This is a genomic window from Nitrobacter sp. (genome assembly GCF_051535235.1).
Lineage (GTDB): Bacteria > Pseudomonadota > Alphaproteobacteria > Rhizobiales > Xanthobacteraceae > Nitrobacter.
This window is the reverse complement of sequence record NZ_JBPPLZ010000011.1, coordinates 25,823-47,706: the sequence shown is the minus strand read 5'-3', so window position 1 is coordinate 47,706 and position 21,884 is coordinate 25,823. Positions and strand designations below refer to the sequence as shown.

The 21,884-nt window shown below is 64.7% G+C and carries 20 protein-coding genes and 1 tRNA gene; 15 read left to right on the top strand and 6 right to left on the bottom strand.

Annotation, left to right across the window (positions count from 1 at the left end; all coding sequences use genetic code 11):
• Nucleotides 1–21: 21 nt before the first annotated feature.
• The 5 genes from ACS3WA_RS13600 (at nt 22) to ACS3WA_RS13580 (ending at nt 7,134) form a co-directional block, all read left to right on the top strand.
• Entirely contained in the window at nt 22–2,565 is a 2,544-nt protein-coding gene (locus tag ACS3WA_RS13600) for an ABC transporter permease (protein WP_438279050.1), read from the top strand.
• Between the two features lie 305 nt (nt 2,566–2,870).
• On the top strand, nt 2,871–3,662 hold the full coding sequence (locus ACS3WA_RS13595; RefSeq protein WP_292614131.1) for a Bax inhibitor-1/YccA family protein: 792 nt from the start codon (nt 2,871–2,873) through the stop codon (nt 3,660–3,662).
• 151 nt (nt 3,663–3,813) lie between these two features.
• Nucleotides 3,814–4,860, top strand: coding sequence for a ligase-associated DNA damage response exonuclease (locus tag ACS3WA_RS13590; protein ID WP_438279049.1), 1,047 nt, complete (start codon nt 3,814–3,816; stop codon nt 4,858–4,860).
• On the top strand, nt 4,857–6,689 hold the full coding sequence (locus ACS3WA_RS13585) for a cisplatin damage response ATP-dependent DNA ligase (RefSeq protein WP_438279048.1): 1,833 nt from the start codon (nt 4,857–4,859) through the stop codon (nt 6,687–6,689). Before ACS3WA_RS13590 ends, ACS3WA_RS13585 begins: the two co-directional genes overlap by 4 nt.
• A 148-nt stretch (nt 6,690–6,837) precedes the next feature.
• The gene (locus ACS3WA_RS13580; RefSeq protein WP_438279047.1) at nt 6,838–7,134 is read left to right on the top strand and encodes a DUF6460 domain-containing protein; all 297 of its coding nucleotides are present in this window, start codon (nt 6,838–6,840) and stop codon (nt 7,132–7,134) included.
• A gap of 206 nt (nt 7,135–7,340) precedes the next feature.
• Here the strand turns inward: ACS3WA_RS13580 and ACS3WA_RS13575 are convergent, their stop codons facing one another.
• Nucleotides 7,341–8,435, bottom strand: a complete 1,095-nt coding sequence (locus ACS3WA_RS13575; protein ID WP_438279046.1) for a quinone-dependent dihydroorotate dehydrogenase — start codon at nt 8,433–8,435, stop codon at nt 7,341–7,343.
• A complete protein-coding gene (locus ACS3WA_RS13570; protein ID WP_438279045.1) occupies nt 8,432–8,776 on the bottom strand; it encodes a DUF952 domain-containing protein in 345 nt (114 codons plus the stop codon). Before ACS3WA_RS13570 ends, ACS3WA_RS13575 begins: the two co-directional genes overlap by 4 nt.
• A 233-nt stretch (nt 8,777–9,009) precedes the next feature.
• Between ACS3WA_RS13570 and ACS3WA_RS13565 the strand changes: the two genes are divergently transcribed.
• On the top strand, nt 9,010–9,636 hold the full coding sequence (locus ACS3WA_RS13565) for a S24 family peptidase (RefSeq protein ID WP_438279069.1): 627 nt from the start codon (nt 9,010–9,012) through the stop codon (nt 9,634–9,636).
• 446 nt (nt 9,637–10,082) lie between these two features.
• Here the strand turns inward: ACS3WA_RS13565 and acs are convergent, their stop codons facing one another.
• Nucleotides 10,083–12,041 carry an acetate--CoA ligase gene (gene acs / locus ACS3WA_RS13560; RefSeq protein ID WP_438279044.1) on the bottom strand — a complete coding sequence of 653 codons (1,959 nt, stop codon included), beginning with the start codon at nt 12,039–12,041 and terminating at the stop codon, nt 10,083–10,085.
• A 194-nt stretch (nt 12,042–12,235) separates the two neighbouring features.
• Between acs and ACS3WA_RS13555 the strand changes: the two genes are divergently transcribed.
• Nucleotides 12,236–12,739 (top strand): DUF2059 domain-containing protein, encoded by a 504-nt coding sequence (locus ACS3WA_RS13555; RefSeq protein ID WP_438279043.1) that lies wholly within the window; start codon nt 12,236–12,238, stop codon nt 12,737–12,739.
• 179 nt (nt 12,740–12,918) lie between these two features.
• Here ACS3WA_RS13555 and ACS3WA_RS13550 read toward each other — a convergent pair whose 3' ends face one another.
• The 3 genes from ACS3WA_RS13550 to tsaD are packed head-to-tail and all read right to left on the bottom strand — an operon-like array spanning nt 12,919 to nt 15,402.
• Nucleotides 12,919–13,332, bottom strand: coding sequence for an EVE domain-containing protein (locus ACS3WA_RS13550; RefSeq protein WP_438279042.1), 414 nt, complete (start codon nt 13,330–13,332; stop codon nt 12,919–12,921).
• A gap of 2 nt (nt 13,333–13,334) precedes the next feature.
• The gene (locus tag ACS3WA_RS13545) at nt 13,335–14,315 is read right to left on the bottom strand and encodes an NAD(P)H-dependent glycerol-3-phosphate dehydrogenase (RefSeq protein ID WP_438279041.1); all 981 of its coding nucleotides are present in this window, start codon (nt 14,313–14,315) and stop codon (nt 13,335–13,337) included.
• 13 nt (nt 14,316–14,328) lie between these two features.
• Nucleotides 14,329–15,402 carry a tRNA (adenosine(37)-N6)-threonylcarbamoyltransferase complex transferase subunit TsaD gene (gene tsaD / locus ACS3WA_RS13540; protein ID WP_438279040.1) on the bottom strand — a complete coding sequence of 358 codons (1,074 nt, stop codon included), beginning with the start codon at nt 15,400–15,402 and terminating at the stop codon, nt 14,329–14,331.
• Nucleotides 15,403–15,632: 230 nt separating this feature from the next.
• Between tsaD and hemC the strand changes: the two genes are divergently transcribed.
• The 8 genes from hemC (at nt 15,633) to ACS3WA_RS13500 (ending at nt 21,762) form a co-directional block, all read left to right on the top strand.
• A complete protein-coding gene (gene hemC, locus ACS3WA_RS13535) occupies nt 15,633–16,583 on the top strand; it encodes a hydroxymethylbilane synthase (RefSeq protein WP_438279039.1) in 951 nt (316 codons plus the stop codon).
• Between the two features lie 3 nt (nt 16,584–16,586).
• On the top strand, nt 16,587–17,333 hold the full coding sequence (locus tag ACS3WA_RS13530) for a uroporphyrinogen-III synthase (RefSeq protein ID WP_438279038.1): 747 nt from the start codon (nt 16,587–16,589) through the stop codon (nt 17,331–17,333).
• A 420-nt stretch (nt 17,334–17,753) separates the two neighbouring features.
• A complete protein-coding gene (locus ACS3WA_RS13525) occupies nt 17,754–18,752 on the top strand; it encodes a COG4223 family protein (protein WP_438279037.1) in 999 nt (332 codons plus the stop codon).
• A 7-nt stretch (nt 18,753–18,759) separates the two neighbouring features.
• Entirely contained in the window at nt 18,760–20,412 is a 1,653-nt protein-coding gene (locus ACS3WA_RS13520) for a heme biosynthesis HemY N-terminal domain-containing protein (RefSeq protein WP_438279036.1), read from the top strand.
• Nucleotides 20,413–20,571: 159 nt separating this feature from the next.
• Nucleotides 20,572–20,647 (top strand) — tRNA-Thr (locus tag ACS3WA_RS13515).
• A 207-nt stretch (nt 20,648–20,854) separates the two neighbouring features.
• Entirely contained in the window at nt 20,855–21,091 is a 237-nt protein-coding gene (locus ACS3WA_RS13510; protein ID WP_438279035.1) for a hypothetical protein, read from the top strand.
• An 83-nt stretch (nt 21,092–21,174) separates the two neighbouring features.
• The gene (locus ACS3WA_RS13505) at nt 21,175–21,417 is read left to right on the top strand and encodes a hypothetical protein (protein ID WP_438279034.1); all 243 of its coding nucleotides are present in this window, start codon (nt 21,175–21,177) and stop codon (nt 21,415–21,417) included.
• A 114-nt stretch (nt 21,418–21,531) separates the two neighbouring features.
• Complete coding sequence (locus ACS3WA_RS13500; RefSeq protein ID WP_438279033.1) at nt 21,532–21,762, top strand: hypothetical protein; 231 nt, start codon at nt 21,532–21,534, stop codon at nt 21,760–21,762.
• The last annotated feature ends 122 nt before the right edge of the window (nt 21,763–21,884 follow it).

The following is a 21,884-nucleotide window of genomic DNA, read 5'->3' as shown; positions in this document are numbered from 1 at the left end:
CGAATGACGAAGTGGATGTAGATGTCCCGCGCCCCGTTCCTGCCTCTCCGTCTGGCGCTGCGCGAATTGCGCAGCGGCCTGCGCGGCTTTTATGTTTTCATCGCCTGCATCGCGCTCGGTGTCATGGCGATTTCCGGCGTCGGTTCGGTGGCGTCGAGCCTGTCGGATGGCCTGGCACGCGAGGGGCGCACGCTGCTTGGCGGGGACGTTGCGTTTTCGCTGATCCAGCGCGAGGCGACGCCGCAGGAGATCGCATTCCTGCGCGCCCGAGGAGATGTCTCGGTGGTGGCGACGCTGCGGGCGATGGCGCGAGCGCCGGACGGCAGGCTGGCGCTTGTCGAACTCAAGGCGGTCGATCGGGCCTATCCCATGCTCGGCGCGCTGACGTTGGTGCCGAACCTCCCGATGGCCGATCTGCTCGCTGAGCGCGACGGCGTGTTCGGCGCGGCCGTCGATCCGACGCTGCTGGCGCGGCTTGATCTCAGGGTCGGCGATCGCGTCACGGTCGGGAGCGCCACCTTTGAAATCCGCAGCGCGGTGGATGCCGAGCCCGACAAGCTGGCCGGCGGTGTCGGGCTCGGGCCGCGCTTTCTCACCAGCATCGATGGACTGCGCGCCACCGCCTTGCTGCAGCCCGGGAGTCTGGTGCGCTGGATCTATCGGGTGCGGCTTGCCGGCGATGGTGCGGACGAAAGAGCCGCGTCGACGCTGGTCGACGCTGCGCGGGCGGCATTACCGGAGGCGGGCTGGGACATCCGCAGTCGCAACAATGCGTCGCCGCAGCTCGAACGGAGCATCTCGCGATTCACGCAGTATCTGGCTCTGGTCGGGCTCGCCGCCTTGCTGGTCGGGGGCGTCGGCGTTGGAAATGCGGTCAAGAGCCACGTCGACCGCCGCCGCGACGTCATCGCGGCATTCAAGGCGCTGGGCGCGACCGGACGCGATGTGTTTGCGATCTATCTGACGCAGGTCATGGTGCTGGCCGCTCTCGGATCGCTTGCCGGTCTGGCCGTCGGCGCGGCGCTGCCCTTCATCATCGTCGGGGCCTTCGGTCATCTTCTGCCGCTGCCGGTGGTCCCGGCGTTGCACCCCCAGGCATTGGCGCTGTCGGCGGTGTACGGCCTGTTGACGGCGCTGGCCTTCGGCATGTGGCCGCTGGCGCGGGTTCATGACGTTCCGGTCGCGGCGCTGTTTCGGGACACGGTGGCCAACGAAGGTCGCTGGCCGCGGACCCGCTATCTGATCTGGATGGCGCTCATGGTCGCGCTCCTGATCGGGATCGCGGTCGGCCTTGCCTACGACAAGCGCGTGGCGCTGGTGTTCGTGGCAGCTTCGGCGATGGTGTTCGCGCTGTTGCGCGGCATCGCCTTTGCCCTGATGGCGGTAGCGCGCCGGCTGCCGCGGTCCCGGATCACCATGGTGCGGCTCGCGGTCGCGAACATCCATCGTCCGGGAACGCTGACGCCATCGGTGGTGCTTTCGCTCGGCCTCGGCCTTGCCGTGCTGGTCACGATCACCCAGATCGACGGCAATCTGCGCCGCCAGTTCCTGGCCGCATTGCCGGAACGTGCGCCGTCGTTTTTTTTCATCGACATTCCCTCGTCGGTATCGGACCGGTTTACCGCGTTTCTCAAGCAGCAGGTTCCGCAAGCGACTGTGGAGGATGTCCCGATGCTGCGCGGACGCATCGTCGCGGCCCGCGGCGTCCGCGCCGACAAGCTTAAACCGTCCCACGACGCCGAATGGGTGCTGCAGAGCGATCGCGGCCTGACCTACACCGGCGAGGTGCCGAAGGGGTCGAAGGTGGTGGAAGGCCAATGGTGGGGACCGGACTATGATGGGCCGCCGCTGGTATCATTCGAGAAGAAGCTTGCCGACGGGCTCGGGCTCAAGCTCGGCGACACCGTGGTCGTCAATGTCCTCGGCCGCGACGTCACCGCCACCATCAGCAACATGCGAAGCGTGGACTGGCAGAGCCTCGGCATCAATTTCGTACTGGTGTTTTCGCCGAACGCTTTTCGCGGCGCGCCGCACACCCATATCGCGACCCTGACCGAGCCGCATAATGGCGCGGTCGAAGACGCCGCCATCATCAAGGCCGTCGCCGGCGCCTTCCCGATGGTGACGAGCGTGCGGGTGCGCGAGGCGCTGGAAACCATCGGAACCGTTGTCGCCAACCTGGTGCTGGCGATCCGCGGCGCCAGTGCCGTCACCCTGATTTCGGCGATTCTCGTCCTCGGCGGCGCGCTGGCGGCCGGCCATCGCCATCGCGTCTACGATGCCGTGATCCTCAAAACTCTCGGCGCCACCCGGTTGCGGCTGCTGGGTGCCTACACCCTGGAGTACCTGATGGTCGGCGCGGCTACCGCGGTGTTCGGCGTCGCCGCCGGTTCGGTCGCCGCGTGGCTGATCGTGACCCGGCTGATGACGCTTGGCTTCGAGTGGCAGGCGGGCAGTGCGGCCATGGTGGTGGCGGCCGCGCTGGTGGTCACCGTGGCGCTGGGGCTGGCCGGCACGCTGATGGCGCTGAACCAGAAGCCGGCCGGGGTTCTCCGCCATTTATGACAATATGTAGCAGGTGTCGCGGCGATCGGATCCATGATGCAGGGACAGGAGGGGACCACCGATCCCCTTGCGGACTTGATGCTTTTGGCGCATCGGTCCGGCACCGGAGAGGCCGATATCCGTCCGGAGGGCGACATTCAGCCGCGCGTGGAAGCTTGCGCCGATCGTGTTAGTTTCCCACATACAGCTTGGGTCGGACACCGTCCTGATGACGAAAAATTAAATTCGCATACCGACGTATCCGAGACAGAATTCGAACTGGCGCGTAAATCTTTGCGGCGCCAGACAACCACGGGAATTCGACCATGTCGGACTTAGACCGTAACTACACCTCTCCGTTTGGCCGGGCCGCCGGGCGCGTTGATACCGCGGCCGTCGATGCCGGTCTTCGGTCCTATATGCTCAAGATCTACAACTACATGTCGATCGGCCTCGCCATCACCGGTCTGGCCGCGCTCGGCGTGTACATGGCGGCCGTGACCGGCGATCCGTCGGGAGCCGCCGCCAGGATTGGCAGCGCTTACCTGACGCCGTTCGGCTATGCGATGTTCGTGAGCCCCCTGAAGTGGGTGTTCATCCTCGCGCCGCTGGCGATGGTCTTCGCCATTTCCTTCGGCATCAACCGGCTGAAGCCTGCAACCGCGCAGATGCTGTTCTGGGCGTTCTCGGCCCTGATGGGCATTTCGCTGTCGTCCATCTTCTTAGTGTACACCCACACCTCGATCGTGCGGGTGTTCTTTATCACCGCGGCCTCGTTCGGCGCGCTGAGCCTGTTCGGTTACACCACCAAGCGTGACATGAGCGGCATGGGCTCGTTCCTGATCATGGGCCTGTTCGGCGTCATCATCGCCAGTCTGGTGAACCTCTTCATCGCGAGCTCGGCGTTGCAGTTCGTGGTGTCGGTCGTCGGCGTGCTGGTGTTCGCGGGTCTGACCGCCTACGACACCCAGCGTCTGAAGAACGACTACATCTACGGCTACGCCTCGCAGGGCGGCGAGATCGCTGAACGCGCGGCGATTACAGGTGCGCTGTCGCTCTACCTGAACTTCATCAACCTGTTCACGCTGCTGCTGCAGTTGCTGGGACAGCGCGAATAGGAACAGCCCCGAAAAAGCGGTCGTCCGGTTTTGGTGAATAGCTGGACGGTCTGATACGTGAAGCCCCGGCCAAAGGCCGGGGCTTTTCGTTGCGCCGGATTGTCGAAGCGCCCGGACTCGAACGACTCGTGCGGCTGCTTATATGCCCGCTATGCGTCCGCAAGACATCCTGATGCCCGTCGCCGCCGGATTGTGTTGCAAGCCCGGCGGCTTCCATATCGATCCGGTGCGCCCTGTGGATCGCGCGGTCATCACCCATGGCCATTCCGATCACGCCCGCCCCGGTCATGGCGCGGTGCTGGCGACGCGGGAAACGCTCGACATCATGCGGCTGCGCTACGGCGATGGTTTCGCCGGCTCCACGCAGGCGATTGCTTACGGCGAAGAGATCGCGCTCGGCGCTGTCTCGATCAAATTCCATCCCGCAGGCCACGTGCTGGGCTCGGCGCAGATCGCGGTCACCCATGGCGACGTCCGGATCGTCGCCTCCGGCGACTACAAGGACGTCCGCGACCCGACCTGCACCCCGTTCGAAGCGGTGCCGTGCGACGTCTTCATCACCGAGGCGACGTTCGGCCTGCCGGTGTTTCGTCACGGGGACGCGGCGGGCGAAGTGGACAAGCTGCTGGCTTCGGTGGCGCTGTTTCCGGATCGCGCGCATCTCGTCGGCGCCTATTCGCTCGGCAAGGCGCAGCGCGTGATCGCGCTCATCCGCGAAGCCGGCTACGGCGCGCCGATCTATCTGCATGGCGCGATGGAGAAGGTCACGCAGTACTATCAAAGCCGCGGCATCGCGCTTGGCGAATTGCGGCCGGCCAAGGGAATGAAGAAGGCCGACCTTGCGGGCACCATCACGCTGGCGCCGCCCTCGGCGATCGCGGATCTGTGGACGCGGCGCTTTCCCGATCCGGTGACCGCCTTTGCGTCGGGCTGGATGAGGGTTCGCGCGCGGGCGCGGCAGCGCGGCGTCGAACTGCCGCTGGTTATTTCCGATCATGCCGATTGGGACGGCCTGACCCGCACCATCGCGGCGACAGGAGCAGGCGAAATCTGGGTGACGCACGGGCAGGAAGATGCGCTGGTGCACTGGTGTACGTCGCAAGGGCTCATCGCGCGTCCGCTCGCACTGGTCGGTTACGGCGATGAGGACAGCGAGGAGGATGATGCGGCGGCGTTGGGTGGGGATGGCGGCTCATGAACCGCTTCGCCGAACTGCTCGACCGTCTCGCCTACGAACCCGGCCGCAACAACAAGCTGCGGCTGATCACGGCTTATTTTCGCGAGACGTCGGATCCGGATCGTGGCTATGCGCTGGCGGCGCTGACCGGCGCATTGTCGTTCAAGCACGCCAAGCCTGCTCTTGTCCGCGGCCTGATCGCCGCGCGCGCCGATCCGGTGCTGTTCGCGCTGTCCTATGACTACGTCGGCGATCTCTCCGAGACGGTGGCGCTGATGTGGCCGCAAGCTCCCGATCCTCAGCCTGCTCCCTCTCCCGCTTGCGGGGGAGGGTTGGGGAGGGGGCAACTTGCAGCAGAAAACAATCAAAGAAAGCCCCCACCCGGCTCGCTTCGCGATCCGACCTCCCCCGCAAGCGGGAGAGGTGAAGAGTCCCCTCCGACGCTTACCGATGTCGTCACCACGCTGCGCACGCTCGGCAAGGCCGAACTGCCGGCCCAACTTGCGCACTGGCTCGACGAGTTGGACGAAATCGGGCGCTGGGCGCTCCTGAAACTCGTCACCGGCGCGATGCGCATCGGCGTGTCCGCGCGGCTTGCCAAGACCGCTGCTGCGGCGCTCGGCGACAAGGACACGCACGATGTCGAACTGATCTGGCCCGGTCTCGCGCCGCCGTATCTCGACCTGTTCGCATGGCTCGAGGGCCGCGCCGACAAGCCGGTCAATCGGATTCCCGCGCCGTTCCGTCCGGTGATGCTGGCGCACGCGATCGAGGACGCCGACTTTGCGCGGCTGGATGCCGCCGATTTCATCGCCGAGTGGAAATGGGACGGCATCCGCGTGCAGGCCGTCGGCGGCCGCGACGAGCATGGCAGTGCCGCGATCCGGCTTTATTCGCGCACCGGCGAGGACATCACTAAAAGCTTTCCTGACCTGCTGCCATCGCTGGTGCTGGCGGACTCTTCTGACGTGCCGCTGGACAATGTCCCAAAACCGCTTCGCACCTTGTGTCAGGGATTCGCCATCGACGGCGAATTGCTGGTGGTGCGCGAGGGGCGGGTGCAATCGTTCAATGTCCTGCAGCAGCGGCTGAACCGCAAGACCGTGACGGTGGGGCTGATGAAGGAATACCCCATCCACCTGCGCGCCTACGATCTGCTCGACGATGGCGACAACGACCTGCGCGAGTTGCCGTTTGACGACCGGCGGGGTCGGCTGGTTGATTTCATCGCAGCGCTTGACGATCCGCGTATCGACCTGTCGCCGCAGGTGCCCTTCGCCACATGGGGCGAACTTGCGGCAGTCCGCGCCGATCCGGCCGCGGCGGGAGCGGATGCCGCCGCGGTCGAGGGCATCATGCTGAAGCGCCGCGACGCGCCGTATCTGCCGGGACGTCCCAAGGGTCTGTGGTGGAAATGGAAACGCGATCCGCATGTCATCGACGCCGTGCTGATGTATGCGCAGCGTGGCCACGGCAAGCGCTCGTCCTATTACTCGGACTACACCTTCGGAGTCTGGACCGAGGCCGATGGAAACGAGCAGCTGGTGCCGGTTGGCAAGGCCTATTTCGGCTTCACCGACGAGGAACTGCTGCGGATCGACCGGTTCGTCCGTCGCAATACCACGGAGAGCTTCGGTCCGGTGCGCCACGTCGTGCATGAGCCGGATCGGGGGCTGGTGCTGGAAGTCGCCTTCGAGGGATTGCAGCGGTCGGCCCGGCACAGGTCGGGCGTGGCGATGCGTTTTCCCCGCATCAGCCGCCTGCGCTGGGACAAGCCGCCGCGCGAGGCCGACCGGCTGGAGACACTGGAGCGGATGCTCGCCTCCGCTGCAGCGAATGGATCCGCATGAACGCGATCGGACGCCAAACCGGAATCCGCCTTGCTATCGCGCGCTACCGGACCATTGACGGCGGAACGGCGGTTCCCCATCTGCATCACGCGGTTTTTTTGGGCTATGCTGCGACGCGCGGGGCCTCGAATCCCGCAGGAGGGTCACGATGCCGAACGACACCCGGAAATTTCCGGCCGACAACGACAACCTGTCGCGTTTCCTGGGGGGCTCGCCACTGGGGGTTGCGTTTCGCCTGATCCTGCTGTCGACGCTGGTCGGCGTGATGCTCGCTGCGGTCGGCTTCGACCCCTGGAATATCGTGCAAAGCATCCGCCTGCTGGTCGAGCGGGTCTGGAATCTCGGTTTCGATGCGATCAACGGATTGTGGCGCTACTTTCTGCTCGGCGCCGTCGTCGTGGTCCCGATCTGGCTGTTGTCGCGCGTGTTCGGTGCGCCGCGGTAGCTAAAGCATGATCCCGACCCGAAGGGCCGCGCCAGCGCAAAGTGGAAACCGGTTTTCGGAAAAGATCATGCTCAAACAAAAAGATGAGCGACGAGTCTGATTCAACGCGGTTGAAATAGACTCCAAAGCCGTTTGCGCGATGACGTGGATGCCCGGCATAAAGCCGGGCATGACGGGGTGTTGATTCCGTCTAAACCAAACCTGCTTTAAACCGGCCAGTCTTCCGCCGTGATCGCCGCGGCATCCGCGCCGACGATTTCCGGCAGCGAGTCGCGTCCCGTCCGCAGCAGCGTCGACATCAGATCGCGCTTGATGTCGTCGACCAGACCCAGTCCCTTGTAGACCAGCGCCGAATAAAGCTGGATCAGGGTGGCGCCCGCCCGAATCTTGGTCAGCGCGGCGCCGCCGGAGTCGATGCCGCCGACCCCGATCAGCGGGAACGCGCCTTCGGTGCGCACATAGGTTTCCGCCACCATCCGGGTCGACAGCCGGAACAGCGGCCGCCCGGACAACCCGCCCTGTTCTTTCGCGCGCGATTGATCGCGCAAGCTCGATGGCCGCGCCAGCGTGGTGTTGCCGACGATCATGCCGTCGATGCGGCGCGAGCGCGCGATCTGAACGACGTCGTCGAGTTCTGCCAGCGTCAGGTCCGGCGCGATCTTGAGCAGCACCGGCGTATCGCCGGCATTCTGACGGACCCGCTCGCGGGCGTCGATCACCTTCGCCAGCAGTTCGTTGAGCGCATCCGCCTGCTGCAGGTTGCGCAGGCCCGGCGTATTGGGCGACGACACGTTGACGGTGAAGTAGCTCGCCACCGGTGCGAAGATTTCAATCAGCCTGACATAGTCGGCGACGCGATTGGTCGAATCCTTGTTGGCGCCGATGTTGACGCCGATGATGCCGCCGGAATGCGCGCGGGCGGCGAGCCGGCGCAGCACGACATGGGCGCCGTCATTGTTGAATCCCATGCGGTTGATCACGCCCTCGTCGCGTTCGAGACGGAACACGCGCGGGCGCGGATTGCCGGGCTGCGGCCGCGGCGTCACGGTACCGACCTCGACGAAGCCGAATCCCAGCTTCAGCAGTGCGTCGGGAACCTCGGCGTTCTTGTCGAAGCCGGGGGCCATGCCGATCGGGTTGGGAAAATTCAGACCGAAGGCACGAACCGCGAGTTTCGGATCGTCGGCACGCTGCCGTATCGGCGGCAGCAGCCGCAATCCCTGAATCGCCATGCGATGAGCGTCCTCCGGATCGAACCAGCGCAGGAGCGGCAGCGAAAAATTGTCGAAGGCGCGGATCACGGCGCCAGCTCCGGGATGTCGTGATGTCCGTCCGGTCGTGCATGCATATCCCGTACCGCAGTGACATGACGGAGATCGAGCTCGCCGTAGAGATGCGGAAACAACTCGCCGCCGCGCGAGACTTCCCAGCGCAGCGCCTCGCCCAGCCCATCGGCATCGATCGCGATCAGGAGCAGCCCGGTCTGGCCAGCGAAGTGCTTGCGGGCCGTGCCTTCGAGCTGGGACGCGGTGGAAAAATGAATGAAGCCGTCGCGCACGTCGTCGGCGCTGCCGCGAAAAACGCCGTGCCGCTCGGCCTCTCGCCATGCCGCAGCAGGACAGATTTTGTAGATCGTGCGCACGCGTTCCCCGAGCCCGTCAGTGCGCTTCCATGGGACTGAAAAAGCGCATGATGCTGTTTCCGCTCGCTTAAATTGCAGCGGATCATGCGTGACCGTATCGGCGGCCCGCTTGCACTTCAAGGGTCGCCTTTTACCCGCGGCGCATTGCGGGTTTCCGTCAGTTGAGGTAATAATTCCTAGTTGGAGACAGAATTCACCGCTCCGGGGAGCGAATCAGGACGCGCCAAATGGCCATGCTGACACACGCCCAGATCTGGTCGGCGCTGGATCGTCTTGCGGCGCGCGCCGGCCTGTCGCCATCGGGGCTGGCGAGAAAGGCCGGGCTCGACCCGACCACCTTCAACAAATCCAAGCGCGTCACCAGCGACGGCCGCGAGCGGTGGCCGTCAACCGAATCGGTCGCCAAGGCACTTGCCGCCACCGATACCGCGATCGACACCTTTGTGCAGTTCATCGAGGATACGGCGCGCGTCGCGCAGGCGGTGCCGCTGCTCGGTTTCGCCGAGGCCGGCGCGGGCGGCTATTTCGACGATGGCGGCTTTCCTGTCGGCAAGGGTTGGGACGAGGTGGGTCTTCCCTGCGTCAACGACGAGCACGCCTATGCGCTGGAGATATCCGGCGACTCGATGAAGCCTGCCTATCGCGACGGCGACGTCATCGTGGTCTCGCCGGGCACGCCGATCCGGCGTGGCGACCGCGTGGTGGTGAAGACCAAAGACGGCGAGGTGATGGTGAAGGAACTCAAGCGCCGGACCGCGAAGATGATCGAACTGCAATCGCTCAATCCGAGCCACGCCAATCGCACGCTGGCCGCATCCGACGTGGAATGGATCGCCCGGATCGTATGGGCGAGCCAGTGATTCTTCCCCGCTATAGCGTTCCATGTTTTGATGGAAACATCTCGATTATTGTCATTGCCGGGCATGACGCCAGAGTACGGATCGCTTCCTTATACCGCGGCAGTTCCCATTTTTGATGGAAACGCTTCATCGGAGCACGACGTGCTCCCTCTCCCGCTTGCGGGGGAGGGTTGGGGTTGGGGGGGGCGGAAGCGGAATCCAAGATTTTGATTTGGCGCTATTTTCACGCGAACCGGCATCCACTTCGCTCGAAAACGCTCTGATGAATCGCCCCCACCCGACCGACGTTGTCGGTCGACCTCCCCCGCAAGCGGAAGAGGTGAAGAGCCGCTCGTTGCGATTCAGTGCAAGCATGAACCGATCGAGAGAGCGTGATCCCAATGATGCTCTCGATCGATTGGATTAGACTCCAAAGCTGTGAGGACCATGCGCTGTTTCAAATCGACCTACGCCGCGGCGCCATCCTTCTTGTTTTGGCGATTCTTGACCAGATCGGTGACGACGCCGGGATCGGCCAGCGTCGTGGTGTCGCCGAGGCTCGATGGTTCGTCCTCGGCGATCTTGCGCAGGATGCGGCGCATGATCTTGCCGGAGCGGGTTTTCGGCAGGCCCGGTGCGAACTGGATCAGGTCGGGTGAAGCGATCGGGCCGATGTCCTTGCGCACCCAGGCGACCAGTTCCTTGCGCAGCGTCTCGCTCGGCTCCACGCCCGCCATCAGCGTGACATAGGCATAGATGCCCTGTCCCTTGATGTTGTGGGGATAGCCGACCACGGCGGCTTCCGAGACGCTCTCATGCGCGACCAGCGAGCTTTCGACTTCCGCCGTGCCCATGCGGTGGCCGGAGACGTTGATGACGTCGTCGACGCGTCCCGTGATCCAGTAATAGCCGTCGGCGTCGCGCCGGCAGCCGTCGCCGGAAAAATACTTGCCCTTGTAGGAGGAGAAGTAAGTCTGCTCGAAGCGGGCGTGGTCGCCATAGACCGTGCGCACCTGACCCGGCCAGGATCTCGCGATGCAAAGGTTGCCGCTGCATTCGCCTTCCAGCACCTTGCCGTCGGCATCGACGATCTCGGGAACGATTCCGAAGAAGGGCTTGGTCGCGGAGCCCGGCTTCTGCGCGATCGCGCCCGGCAGCGCCGAAATCATGATGCCGCCGGTCTCGGTCTGCCACCAGGTGTCGACCACCGGGCAGCGGCTGTCGCCGACCACGCGGTGATACCATTCCCAGGCTTCCGGATTGATCGGCTCGCCGACCGAGCCGAGCAGGCGCAGGCTCGCGCGCGAGGTCTTTTTCACCGGATCGTCGCCCGCCTGCATCAAGGCGCGAATCGCGGTCGGCGCGGTGTAGAAGATGTTGACCTTGTGCTTGTCGATCACGTTCCAGAACCGCGAATTGTCCGGATAGTTCGGCACGCCCTCGAACATCATCGTGGTCGCGCCGTTCGCCAGCGGTCCGTAGAGAATGTAGCTGTGGCCGGTAACCCAGCCGACGTCGGCGGTGCACCAGTAGATGTCGCCGTCGTGATAATCGAACACGTATTGATGCGTCATCGACACGAAGATCAGATAGCCGGCGGTGGTGTGCAGCACGCCCTTGGGCTGTCCGGTCGAGCCCGAGGTGTAGAGAATGAACAGCGGGTCTTCCGCGTTCATCGGCTCGCACGGGCATTCGGCTTCGACAACGGCTGCGGCCTCGTGATACCAGACGTCACGCGTCGGATCCATGTTGACTTTGCCGCCGGTGCGCTTGACGACGATCACCCAGTCGACCTCGCCGTTGACCTTCTCGATCGCGGCATCGACGTTGGCCTTCATCGCGATGGTGCGTCCGCCGCGCAGGCCCTCGTCGGAGGTGATGACCACGCGGGATTTGCAGTCGCGCAGACGGCCGGCGATGGAATCCGGCGAGAAGCCGCCGAATACCACCGAATGGATCGCACCGATCCGCGCGCAGGCGAGGATCGCGTAGGCGGCTTCCGGAATCATCGGCAGGTAGATGGTGACGCGATCGCCTTTCTTGACATTGCGCAGTCTGAGGATGTTGGCCATCTTGCAGACTTCGTCGTGCAGTTCGCGATAGGTGATGTGCCTCGACTGCGAGGGATCGTCGCCTTCCCAGATGATCGCGGTCTGGTCGCCGCGTTTTTCCAGATGCCGGTCGATGCAGTTGTAGGCGGCGTTGAGCACGCCATCCTCGAACCATTTGATCGAGACCTTGCCGAGTTCGAACGAGGTGTTCTCGACCTTGGTGAACGGCTTGATCCAGTCCACGCGACTGGCCGCCTCGGACCAGAATCCGTTCGGATCCTTGATCGAGCGCGCATACATCTCGCGATATTTGGCGTCGTCGATCCAGGCCCGCTTGGCCCAATCCGCGCTTACCTCATAAATTTTGTCGGACATCTGTCCCTCCACTCAAACTCCGCGCATTTGCGCCAAGTTCTGTTTAGTTCTTGAAGGTATTATGCGTCGCAGCCCTCGGGCTCGGCAAGAGGCAAGGGCGTGCCACCTTGGTCGGGATCGCACGGTTTGCCGCAGCGGGATGATTTGCGGGTTTAGTATTCACGACCCACGCAGCGTTTTGAAGGAAATCAAGGATGTTGAAGTATCTGTCTCGCATCGGATGCCTCCTCGCTTTGGCCGCGATATGGCTCACGCCGATGCCTGCGCGAGCGGAAACCCCGTCGCCGGAATCCATAGCCGCCGCAAAGGAACTGGTGGCCACCATCAAGCTCGGCGAACAATTCAAGAGTTTGATGCCGACGATCATGACGACGCTGAAGCCGGCGATCGTGCAGGGCCGCGCCAATGTCGAGCGTGATTACGACGCCATGATTCCGATGCTGCTGCAGAGCTTCCAAAGCCGCATGGATGAATTGTCCGACGCGGTGGTGCAGGTCTATGCCAGCAATTTCACGGCGGACGATCTGCGCGCGCTGATTGTTTTCTACAAGACGCCGGTCGGTCAGAAATTTCTTCAGAAAACGCCGCTATTGGCCCAGCAGACTATGGCGGTCGGCCAGCAGTTCGGCCGGTCGGTCGCCAGCGAGATACGAACGCGGATGATCGAGGAATTGCGTAAGAAGGGCCATGCGATCTGACGGATTGCGCTTTTGCGCGTCCTGACCGGTTTCCGAACCCTCACGGCGAACGGCTTGCATAGCTGCCATGTCGGACGATGCGGTAACCGATTTGCCCGATGGAGGCGCGTCGCCGTGGATTGCGCCCGCGCGCAGGCTCTGCCGGCTGCAAGGATCAGCTCGCGTGACGCCCGCCCCGCTTAGAGCCCGCCCATCTTGCAGACCAGCTTCCACTCGGCCGCCGTCACAGGCTGCACCGAGAGGCGCGAGTATTTGACCAGCGCCATATCAGCCAGGCGCTTGTCGGCCTTGACGGCGGCGATCGTCACCGACGTCTTCAGCGGCTTGTCCGCCTTGATGTCGACGCAGACAAATTTGCCGGTCTTGTCGGTGGGATCCGGATAGGCCTCGCGGATGATCTCGGCGATGCCGACGATCTCCTTGCCTTCATTGGAATGATAGAAGAAGGCCAGATCGCCCTTTTTCATGGCGACGAGGTTCTGCCGCGCCGTGAAGTTGCGCACGCCGGTCCACGCCTCGCCCTTGGCGCCCTTCGCCACCTGCTGGTCCCACGACCACGCCGAAGGCTCCGATTTCACCAGCCAGTATGCCATCGCTATCCTTCCGCCCGGAATGGCCGCGTCAGCAGATTGTCGATGGCCTCGTCGACCGTCAATCGGCCGGCGAGAATGGCCGCGACCGCCTGTGCCACCGGTATGTCGATTCCGTTGGCCGCCGCCAGTTCGGCCAGCACCGGCGCGGTGAATTCGCCTTCGCTGAGTTTTTCGCGCGGGAACGGCTCGCCGCGGCCGAGCGCGACGCCGAGCGAGAAATTGCGCGACTGCGGACTGGAGCAGCTCAGGATCAGGTCGCCCAGTCCCGCCAGCCCGGAGATGGTCTCGGCCCGCGCGCCGCAGGCAAGTCCAAGTCGCATCAGCTCGGTGAAGGCCCGTGTCGTCAGCGCCGCCAGCGCCGAAGCTCCCAACTGCCGGCCGGCGACGATGCCCGCAGCAATCGCGAGCACGTTTTTTGCCGCGCCGCCGATCTCGACGCCGCGAATATCGGTGGTGTGGTAGGGCCGGAAAGTCTTTGAGCCGAGCGCCTGGACCAGCGCGACCGCCATGGCTTCGTTTTTCGCTGCCAGCGTCACCGCGGTCGGCAGTCCCCGCGCCACGTCGTTGGCAAAACTCGGTCCGGACAGGATCGCGGGCACGGCTTGAGGCGCGGCCTCCTCGATCACCTCTGTCATGAAGCGCCGCGTGCCATGCTCGATGCCCTTGGCGCTGGCGATGACGGGCGTTCCGGCCGCCAGATGCGGGGCCAGTGCGGCAATTGCCACGCGCGAATTCTGCGCCGGGACCGCGACCACGACGATGTCGGCGCGGCCGGCAGCGGCGATGTCATCGGTCACGGCGATGCCGGGGTCGAGCGCAATGCCGGACAGCCGCGGGTTGTCCCGCGTTGCCGAGATCGCCGCGGCGATCTCGGCATCGCGCGCATAAAGCGTCACCTCCCGGCCCGCGCGCGCAGCGACGCCGGCGAGCGCCGTGCCCCAGGCTCCTGCGCCGATCACGGAAACGCGGTTGAGCGGTCTCATCGCGACAACGCCTTCAAAATCCAGCGCGGCTGTTGGCGAAGCCCGCAGGCGCTTGCGCCTCCGCATCCAGCAGCCAGCGCGCGCGCGGAGGAGCCTCGAGGGTGTCGGTCAAGCCAACCGCCAGCCGTTCGGCGCCGGCCCAGGCGATCATGGCGCCGTTGTCGGTGCACAGGTCAGGCGGAGGGATGATGAGCGGGGTCCGCGCGCGGGCCGCAACGTCCTCGAGCGCACCGCGGATCGCCTGATTGGCGGCGACGCCGCCGGCGGCGACCAGCGCGCGCGGCGTGCCGAACCGCTCCTGAAACAATTTGAGGCCGACGCTGAGCCGGTCGGCCGTCGCCTCCAGCACGGCGGCCTGGAATCCGGCGCAGAGATCGCTGATATCCTGGGGCTGCAGCGGGTCGATGCGGCCGGCCTCGTTGCGAACGGCGGTTTTCAGGCCGGACAGCGAGAAGTTGGCGTCGGGACGCCCGAGCATCGGCCGCGGAAAGGTGAATCGCGTGGCGTCGCCGCTCGTCGCGGCGCGTTCGACCTGCGGGCCGCCGGGATAGGGCAGACCGAGCATCTTCGCCACCTTGTCGAAGGCTTCGCCCATGGCGTCATCGACCGTGGTGCCGAGCCGTACATAATTGCCGACGCCGAGCACCGCGACGATCTGGGTATGGCCGCCGGAGGCGAGGAACAGGCAATAGGGAAATTCGAGCCGGCCGGTCAGCCGGGGCGTCAGCGCGTGGGCTTCCAGGTGATTGACCGCGATCAGCGGCGTCCGGTGAACCAGCGCGATCGCCTTGGCCGTGGTCAGGCCGACGATCACGCCGCCGATCAGCCCCGGTCCGGCGGCGGCCGCGACCCCGGAAAGCTGGGGAAAGTCCACCCCCGACTCCTTCATGGCGCGGGCAACGATGCCGTCGAGCAGATCGACATGGGCGCGCGCTGCGATCTCCGGAACCACGCCGCCATAGGGGGCGTGTTCTCCGGTCTGCGAGCGCACGACGTTGGAAAGAATCCGCGCGCTTCCGTCCGCCTGGCGCTCGACCACGGCGGCTGCGGTTTCATCGCAGGTGGTCTCGATCCCTAGGACCAGCATCGGTATATCGTATCCAGCAGGGGTGACTTTGACACTCGCTACCCACTTTGCAGCAAACCCGTCAAGCGGATGTCAAATTCAGAAATCTGGCCCGCTGATTCCAGCTTTTACGAGTACTCCTGCCGCAAGGCAGTGAGAATGCTGGACCTGGACCACTAGATATTGGTCTTGCGTTATGCGGTAAACCAGCGTTTCCCTTTCCTGACGGTGGAACATTATGAGGTCCTGGCGTGCAATCCTCGGGTGAGACAGACATATTGGCGACGATCGGTACCCGCGGCAGCCCGCTGGCGCTGGCGCAGGCCCACGAGGTGCGAGACCGGCTGGCGCGGGCGCATCAGGTCGAGCCCGAGCGGATCGTCATCAAGACCATCCGCACCTCGGGCGACGCGATTCAGGATCGTCCGCTGTTCGATGTCGGCGGCAAGGGTCTCTTTACCAAGGAGATCGAGGAAGCCCTGCTGGCTGGCTCCATCGACTTCGCGGTGCATTCGTCCAAGGACGTGCCGACGTTTTTGCCCGACGCCACCTGGCTGCCGGCGTTTCTGCCGCGCGAGGACGTGCGCGACGTCTTCATCAGTCCGCATGCCGGCTCGTTGAACGATCTGCCGGCCGGCGCGACGGTCGGGACCGCATCGCTGCGGCGGCAGGCCATGGTGCTGCGGCTGCGTCCTGATCTCAAGGTCAACTCGCTGCGGGGCAATGTCGAGACGCGCTTGCGCAAGATCGCGGCGGGAGAGGCCGACGCCACGCTGCTGGCGCTGGCCGGCCTCAATCGCCTCGGATTGCAGGACAAGGCGACGCGGGTTCTGGAGGTCGACGAATTCCTGCCGGCGGTGGGGCAGGGCGCCATCGCAATCGAGTCGCGCCGTGACGATGATCGCATCAATTCCTTCGTCAAGGCGATCGGCGATTCCGAGACGGAAGTTGCGCTCAGCGCCGAGCGGAGCTTTCTGGCGCTGCTCGACGGCTCCTGCCGCACGCCGATCGGCGGCCATTGCCGCGTCAACGGCGACCGCATTCACTTCCGCGGTCTCATCATTTCTCCCGATGGCAAGGAGTCCTACGAGACCACGCGCGAGGGCGCGCGTGCCGATGCAATCGCGCTCGGGGCGGATGCTGCGCGTGAACTGCGCGATCGCGCCGGCGAGAAATTCTTCACGCTGTTCGCCGGAGCATAGGCGTTGGCGGTTCTCGTCACACGGCCTGAACCGGACAACGAGACCACGGCCGTGGCACTCCGTGCGAAAGGGCTCGAGGTTCTGCTGTCGCCGGTGCTGCATTTCGAGGCGGTCCCGTTCGAGATCGATCCGGACGCCGGTTACGAGGCCGTCATCGTGACCAGCGCCAACGCCCTGCGCGCGCTCGCTGCCCATCCGGGCAGAGAGCCGCTGCTGAGGCTGGCCGTGTTCGCGGTCGGCCGGCATACCGCGGAGGCGGCGCGCGATGCCGGCTTTCAGAACGTGGCCGCGGCGGGTGGAGACGCGGTTGCGTTGCGCGATCTCATTATCAACAGCGTCCGCGCCAAAACCCTGCCGAAGGGAGCCAGAATACTTTATCTTGCAGCGGCTGACCGGTCATGCGATCTCGCCGGAGAACTCGGAGCGCGCGGTTTGGCCGTCGTGACGGCGATCTGCTACCGGATGGCGCCGGTGGCGAATCTCGCCCGCGACGTCTGCGATGCATTTGCCGCTCACCGGATCTCGGCGGTGCTGCATTACTCGCGACGCAGCGCCCGCGCATTTCTGGATGCCGTTCGCGTCGGGGGCGTCGAAATATCGGCTTTGGCGATTCCGCAATGCTGTATCTCCGGAGCCGTGGCCTCAATTTTGCGCGATGCCGGCGCTCCCCATGTGGTGGTGGCGAGCGCGCCGGCCGAAAATGCGGTATTGGACGCGCTCGATGGCGCGTTGCAGCCCTCATCGCGGTGAATTGTGCGGTGCGGCCGCAGGCGCGGTAGTTGGTGCGTTGCGACCGTAATCGGGGTAATAGGGGGAGAGGGGTCTCGATCTGATACTGATGTGTCGCCGCAATGGGGAACCGTGACGATGGCAGATGACAGGCACGATGACACGTCGCAGGAGGGGAGCTCGCAGAAGCACCCGCCTGCCACGGACATTGAAACGACTGAAGGCGCCAGGGAGACGAATCAAGCCGCTTCAGGGCTTTCGGACGTAGCCGCCGATAACAGGCAAGATGACGCGACGCAGGAGGGGGGCTGGCACAACCACTCGCCTGCCGCAGACCTCGAAACCAATCGAACGTCGTGGACCGCCGATGCGGACAGCGCGATCGGCGATCAGCGGTCTGTTTCCGAGCAGCCGGTTGCTCCGCCCCCGCGCTCCCGCGCCTTGTCGGCCGTACTTGGTGCGCTCAGCGGCGCGATCGCGGCCGGGGCCGTGATCGGCGGCGCGTGGCTGGCGGACTGGCCACCATCATCTTCAGCCTCTGCGCCGCAAGTCAGTTTGGAGCAGTTCGGCGATCTTTCGAACCGCGTGGCCAGCGTCGAGTCCAAAGCCGGCAAACCGGCTGCTCCGGCGCCCGATCCGGCCGCCGTGGCGCGCATCGATGCGCTGGAAAAATCCGTTGCATCCTTGCGCGGTGATTTGGATGCCGTTCGCGGTCAGTCCGACAAGCTCGCAGCGAGGTTGAAGGACGGCGCGGCGGTGCCGCACGATGCAGACGGCGCGGCGGTACCGCACGACGACGCCGACAACGCGTCTGATCTTGCGGCCATCAGCGCGCGGCTCGCCCAGGTCGAGCATCAGGTCGAGCAGACGACGCAAACCCTGAGCGCCGGCGCATCCAAGCATGAGCCGGCTCTGGTCGACGACGTGCCGCTCCGCCGGGCGATGGCCGCGACGCTGCTCAATATGGCGGTGCGCCAGGGGCAGCCTTATGGCGATCTGCTGACGGCGTCCAAGGCTCTGATCGCCGATCCCGGCACGTTGAAGTCGCTGGAGGTATTCGCGGACACGGGCGTGCCGAGCGCGAATGTGCTGTCTCGCGAGTTGCTTGCGATCGTGCCGAAGATCGCACCGGCGCCGGTCATGGCGACGACCGGCAGCATCGTGGACCAGATTCAGCAAGGCGCAGCACGCATGGTGCACATCGAACGCATCGATGGTTCCCACACGGAAGCCGCCAGCGCCATCGTCGAGCGCATCGCCGCATCGGCGCGGAAAAACGACGTTGCCGCCGCGAAGGCAGAATTGAACTCACTTCCCGCTGCCGATCGCACCGCTGCCGAGCCCTGGATCGCCAGGGTCGACGCACGCGATGCCGCTCTTGCCGCGTCGCATCAATTCGCAGCCGATGCGATGGCGGCGCTGACCAAACCAGCGCCATAGGTTTCAGATGTTCCGCATTATCCTGTTCCTCGTTCTAATTGCACTGGCGGCGCTGGGCGCCACCTGGGTTGCCGATCAAACCGGCACGATCGTGATGTCATGGGATGTCTGGCGGGTCGAAGCCACGCTGCCAGCGTTCGTGCTTGGGGTGGGCGTGCTTGTCGTTGCCTCCGTTCTGTTGTGGAGCATCGTGCGGGGTCTGTGGCTCGCGCCGAAGCGCCTGCGGCGTGCGCGGCGGGAACGCCGGAACGCGCGTGGCCGGGAGGCGGTTACCCGTGGACTTCTTGCGATCGGTCAGGGCGACGCCGCGGCCGCGCGATCTCATGCCAGGGTTGCCCGGCGGCTGGTGTCGCGCGATCCGTTGACGCTGCTGCTGCATGCGCAGTCCGCGCAGCTTGACGGCAATGCGGACCGCGCGCAGCGTGCCTTCCGCACCATGGCCGAACGGGCGGATACGCGGTTGCTCGGCTTGCGCGGGCTTTTCATCGAAGCCCAGCGTGCCGACGATCGCGCAGCCGCCGTTGCGATCGCCGAGGAAGCGCTCAAGGTCTCGCCGTCGTCGATGTGGGCCTCGCAAGCCGCGCTCGGCTATCGCTGCGCGGCGGCCGACTGGACCGGCGCGCTGGCCATCCTCGACAAGAACGTCGCGTCGGGACTGATCGACAAGACGCTGTATCGCCGTCAGCGCGGCGTGCTGCTGACCGCGCGGGCGCTGGAGCTTGAACAGTCGGATCGCGACGCGTCGCGCAATGCCGTGATGGAGGCGGTGAAATTCGCGCCGACGCTGGTTCCGGCCGTGGTGCTTGCGAGCCGGTATCTGGGCGAAGCGAACCAGATGCGGCGTGCGATGCGGATGATCGAAACCGCATGGCTGGCGCAGCCGCACCCTGATCTCGCCGATGCCTATGCTCATGTCACGCCCGGCGACTCGGCGCGGGAGCGGCTGGCGCGGATCGAGACGCTGGCGGAAAAAACGCCGGGTCATCCGGAAGGCGCGATGGCCATCGCGCGCGCGGCGATCGACGCCAGCGAATTCGCCCGCGCCCGTGCTGCACTGGAGCCGCTGATTGCGGCGCCGACACAACGCGTTGCGATGTTGATGGCCGAAATCGAGCACAACGAACACGCCGATAGCGGCCGCGCCCGCGCCTGGACGCTGCGCGCGGTCCGTGCCCTGCACGATCCGGTCTGGACCGCGGACGGGTACGTGTCGGACCACTGGCGCCCGGTCTCGCCGGTCACCGGACGGCTTGACGCCTTTCAATGGCAGACCCCGCTGGCGGCGCTGCCCTCGAGCAGGCCCGCTTTGGTCGAGGCGGGACTTCCGGACCAGATCGCGGGCGAAGCGCCGCGCGTCGAAGCGTTGCCCCCGGCGTCTCCGGGCGGGCCCGCCGCCGCTCAGGGCGACGTCACGCCGGTTGTCGCGGTTGAACCGTCACCATCAGGAGTCGAGGCCGAGCCATCGCCGAGCTTTCGCGCCCAAGCGGACTCGGACAAGACCGTCGCATCCGACATTCCCGCGGTGATTCCGATCGTTCGCGCGCCCGACGATCCGGGAGTCGATGAAGATCAGCAAAACGACGGATTTGCTGAGGAAAACGCTTCCGCCGCACGCCAGGCCGGAGGGTTGCGCGGCCTCCTGTCGCGCCGAAGCACCTGACGGTTGTCGAGCGGCGATATTTGTCGGCGGCGCGGCGGCGGGTTCTTGCAAAGGGGGGCCGCGCCCGATAATCAGAGTGAGGTGCGCCGGAATTTTGCCGGCCGCGCCGCAATGACCCCGGCATGGCTTATGTCCAGCATGGCTCATGTGAAGGGTTAAGCCGCTTTAGCTCAGTTGGTAGAGCACATCATTCGTAATGATGGGGTCGCGTGTTCGAGTCACGCAAGCGGCACCAACCATATGGCTGGAAATGCTGACTAAATTTGTAAATTCCCGCTGGATCATGCCGCTGTCGTCAGGGAACCACCGGAAGCCATGCGAAAGCAGACGCGCTTGCCGCATGAGGCTTGCTCATTCGAATTCTCGCTCACGCGGTCAGAAGGCAAGGCGATGACGCGCGCGTGTCAATCTTGAACGGAAAACGGCACTCGACGGGATGCACATGGCCACACCTGTAACGCCCGACCAATTCATGGTGACCATGGAAGGCATAACGCATATTCCCACGGGTGCGACATTCACGCCGCATTTCAACAGTCCCAACTCGGGCACGATCTATAAGGGCCAGATGGGGAAAGTCCTGGGGAACGGAGAAGAATACGAGCCACAGGAGGTGGAGCGAATGATGGAGCGGCTGTGGATAGAATACCTCACCGAGAATCCTGAAGCTTTCACGTAGCCAAAAGTCCCCATCCCGGGTTAGTTTCTGGAACCCTTCAGGTCGTTGATGCTTCCTACACCGTGCGCGATGAGGAGTGTGTGATGTTGCCGTACCTCTGGCCCCTGGATGTAGACCCGGCCGTTTTGAGCGGGGCGCTCGACATTGTGATGCGCTATCTGACATTCTCGGGGCATGCGGTCCGGCGCGTAGAACTGCGGCAGGACGCGGCACACGCCATGATCGTCGCCTGGCGTTCGGGAGTCAGGCACAAAATACAACTGGCCGATCGCGGCATTGCAGCGGTAGAGAAGGTTATTTCAGGAGAGGAATTGCTTCCGTCCTAGACTCCGGTTAGTCCGGTTCGACCACGTTGACTCTAGAGGATCGCCGCCCGGTTTTTGCAAGCCCGGTTTTTTTGCAAGAGGCACGCAGATTTCAACCGACCTGTTGGAGCGCCGATGACCCGTCTCGCCGCCATTCTCTCCCTTCTTTCTCTGCTCGGAATGACCGCTGTCGCATCGGCGCAAGGCGCCGGTGAGAAACACCATTCCGACTGCGCGCGCGACGTGGCGCGGTATTGCCGGTCCAAGATGAACGACGGCGATATGGTTGTTCTGGCGTGTTTGAAGGAACACCGCGCCAAGCTCAGCAAGAGGTGCGCCAGGACATTGACCGAGCACGGCGAGTAGGCTCCAAGTCCACTGCCTTGCCGACCAGCCCGCTGCCTTGCCGAAACGTAACCCTTTCGCGGGGAACTCCGGCGGAAGCTGCATGGTTGACTTCCGTATCAATGAACGCGGTCGCGTGATAT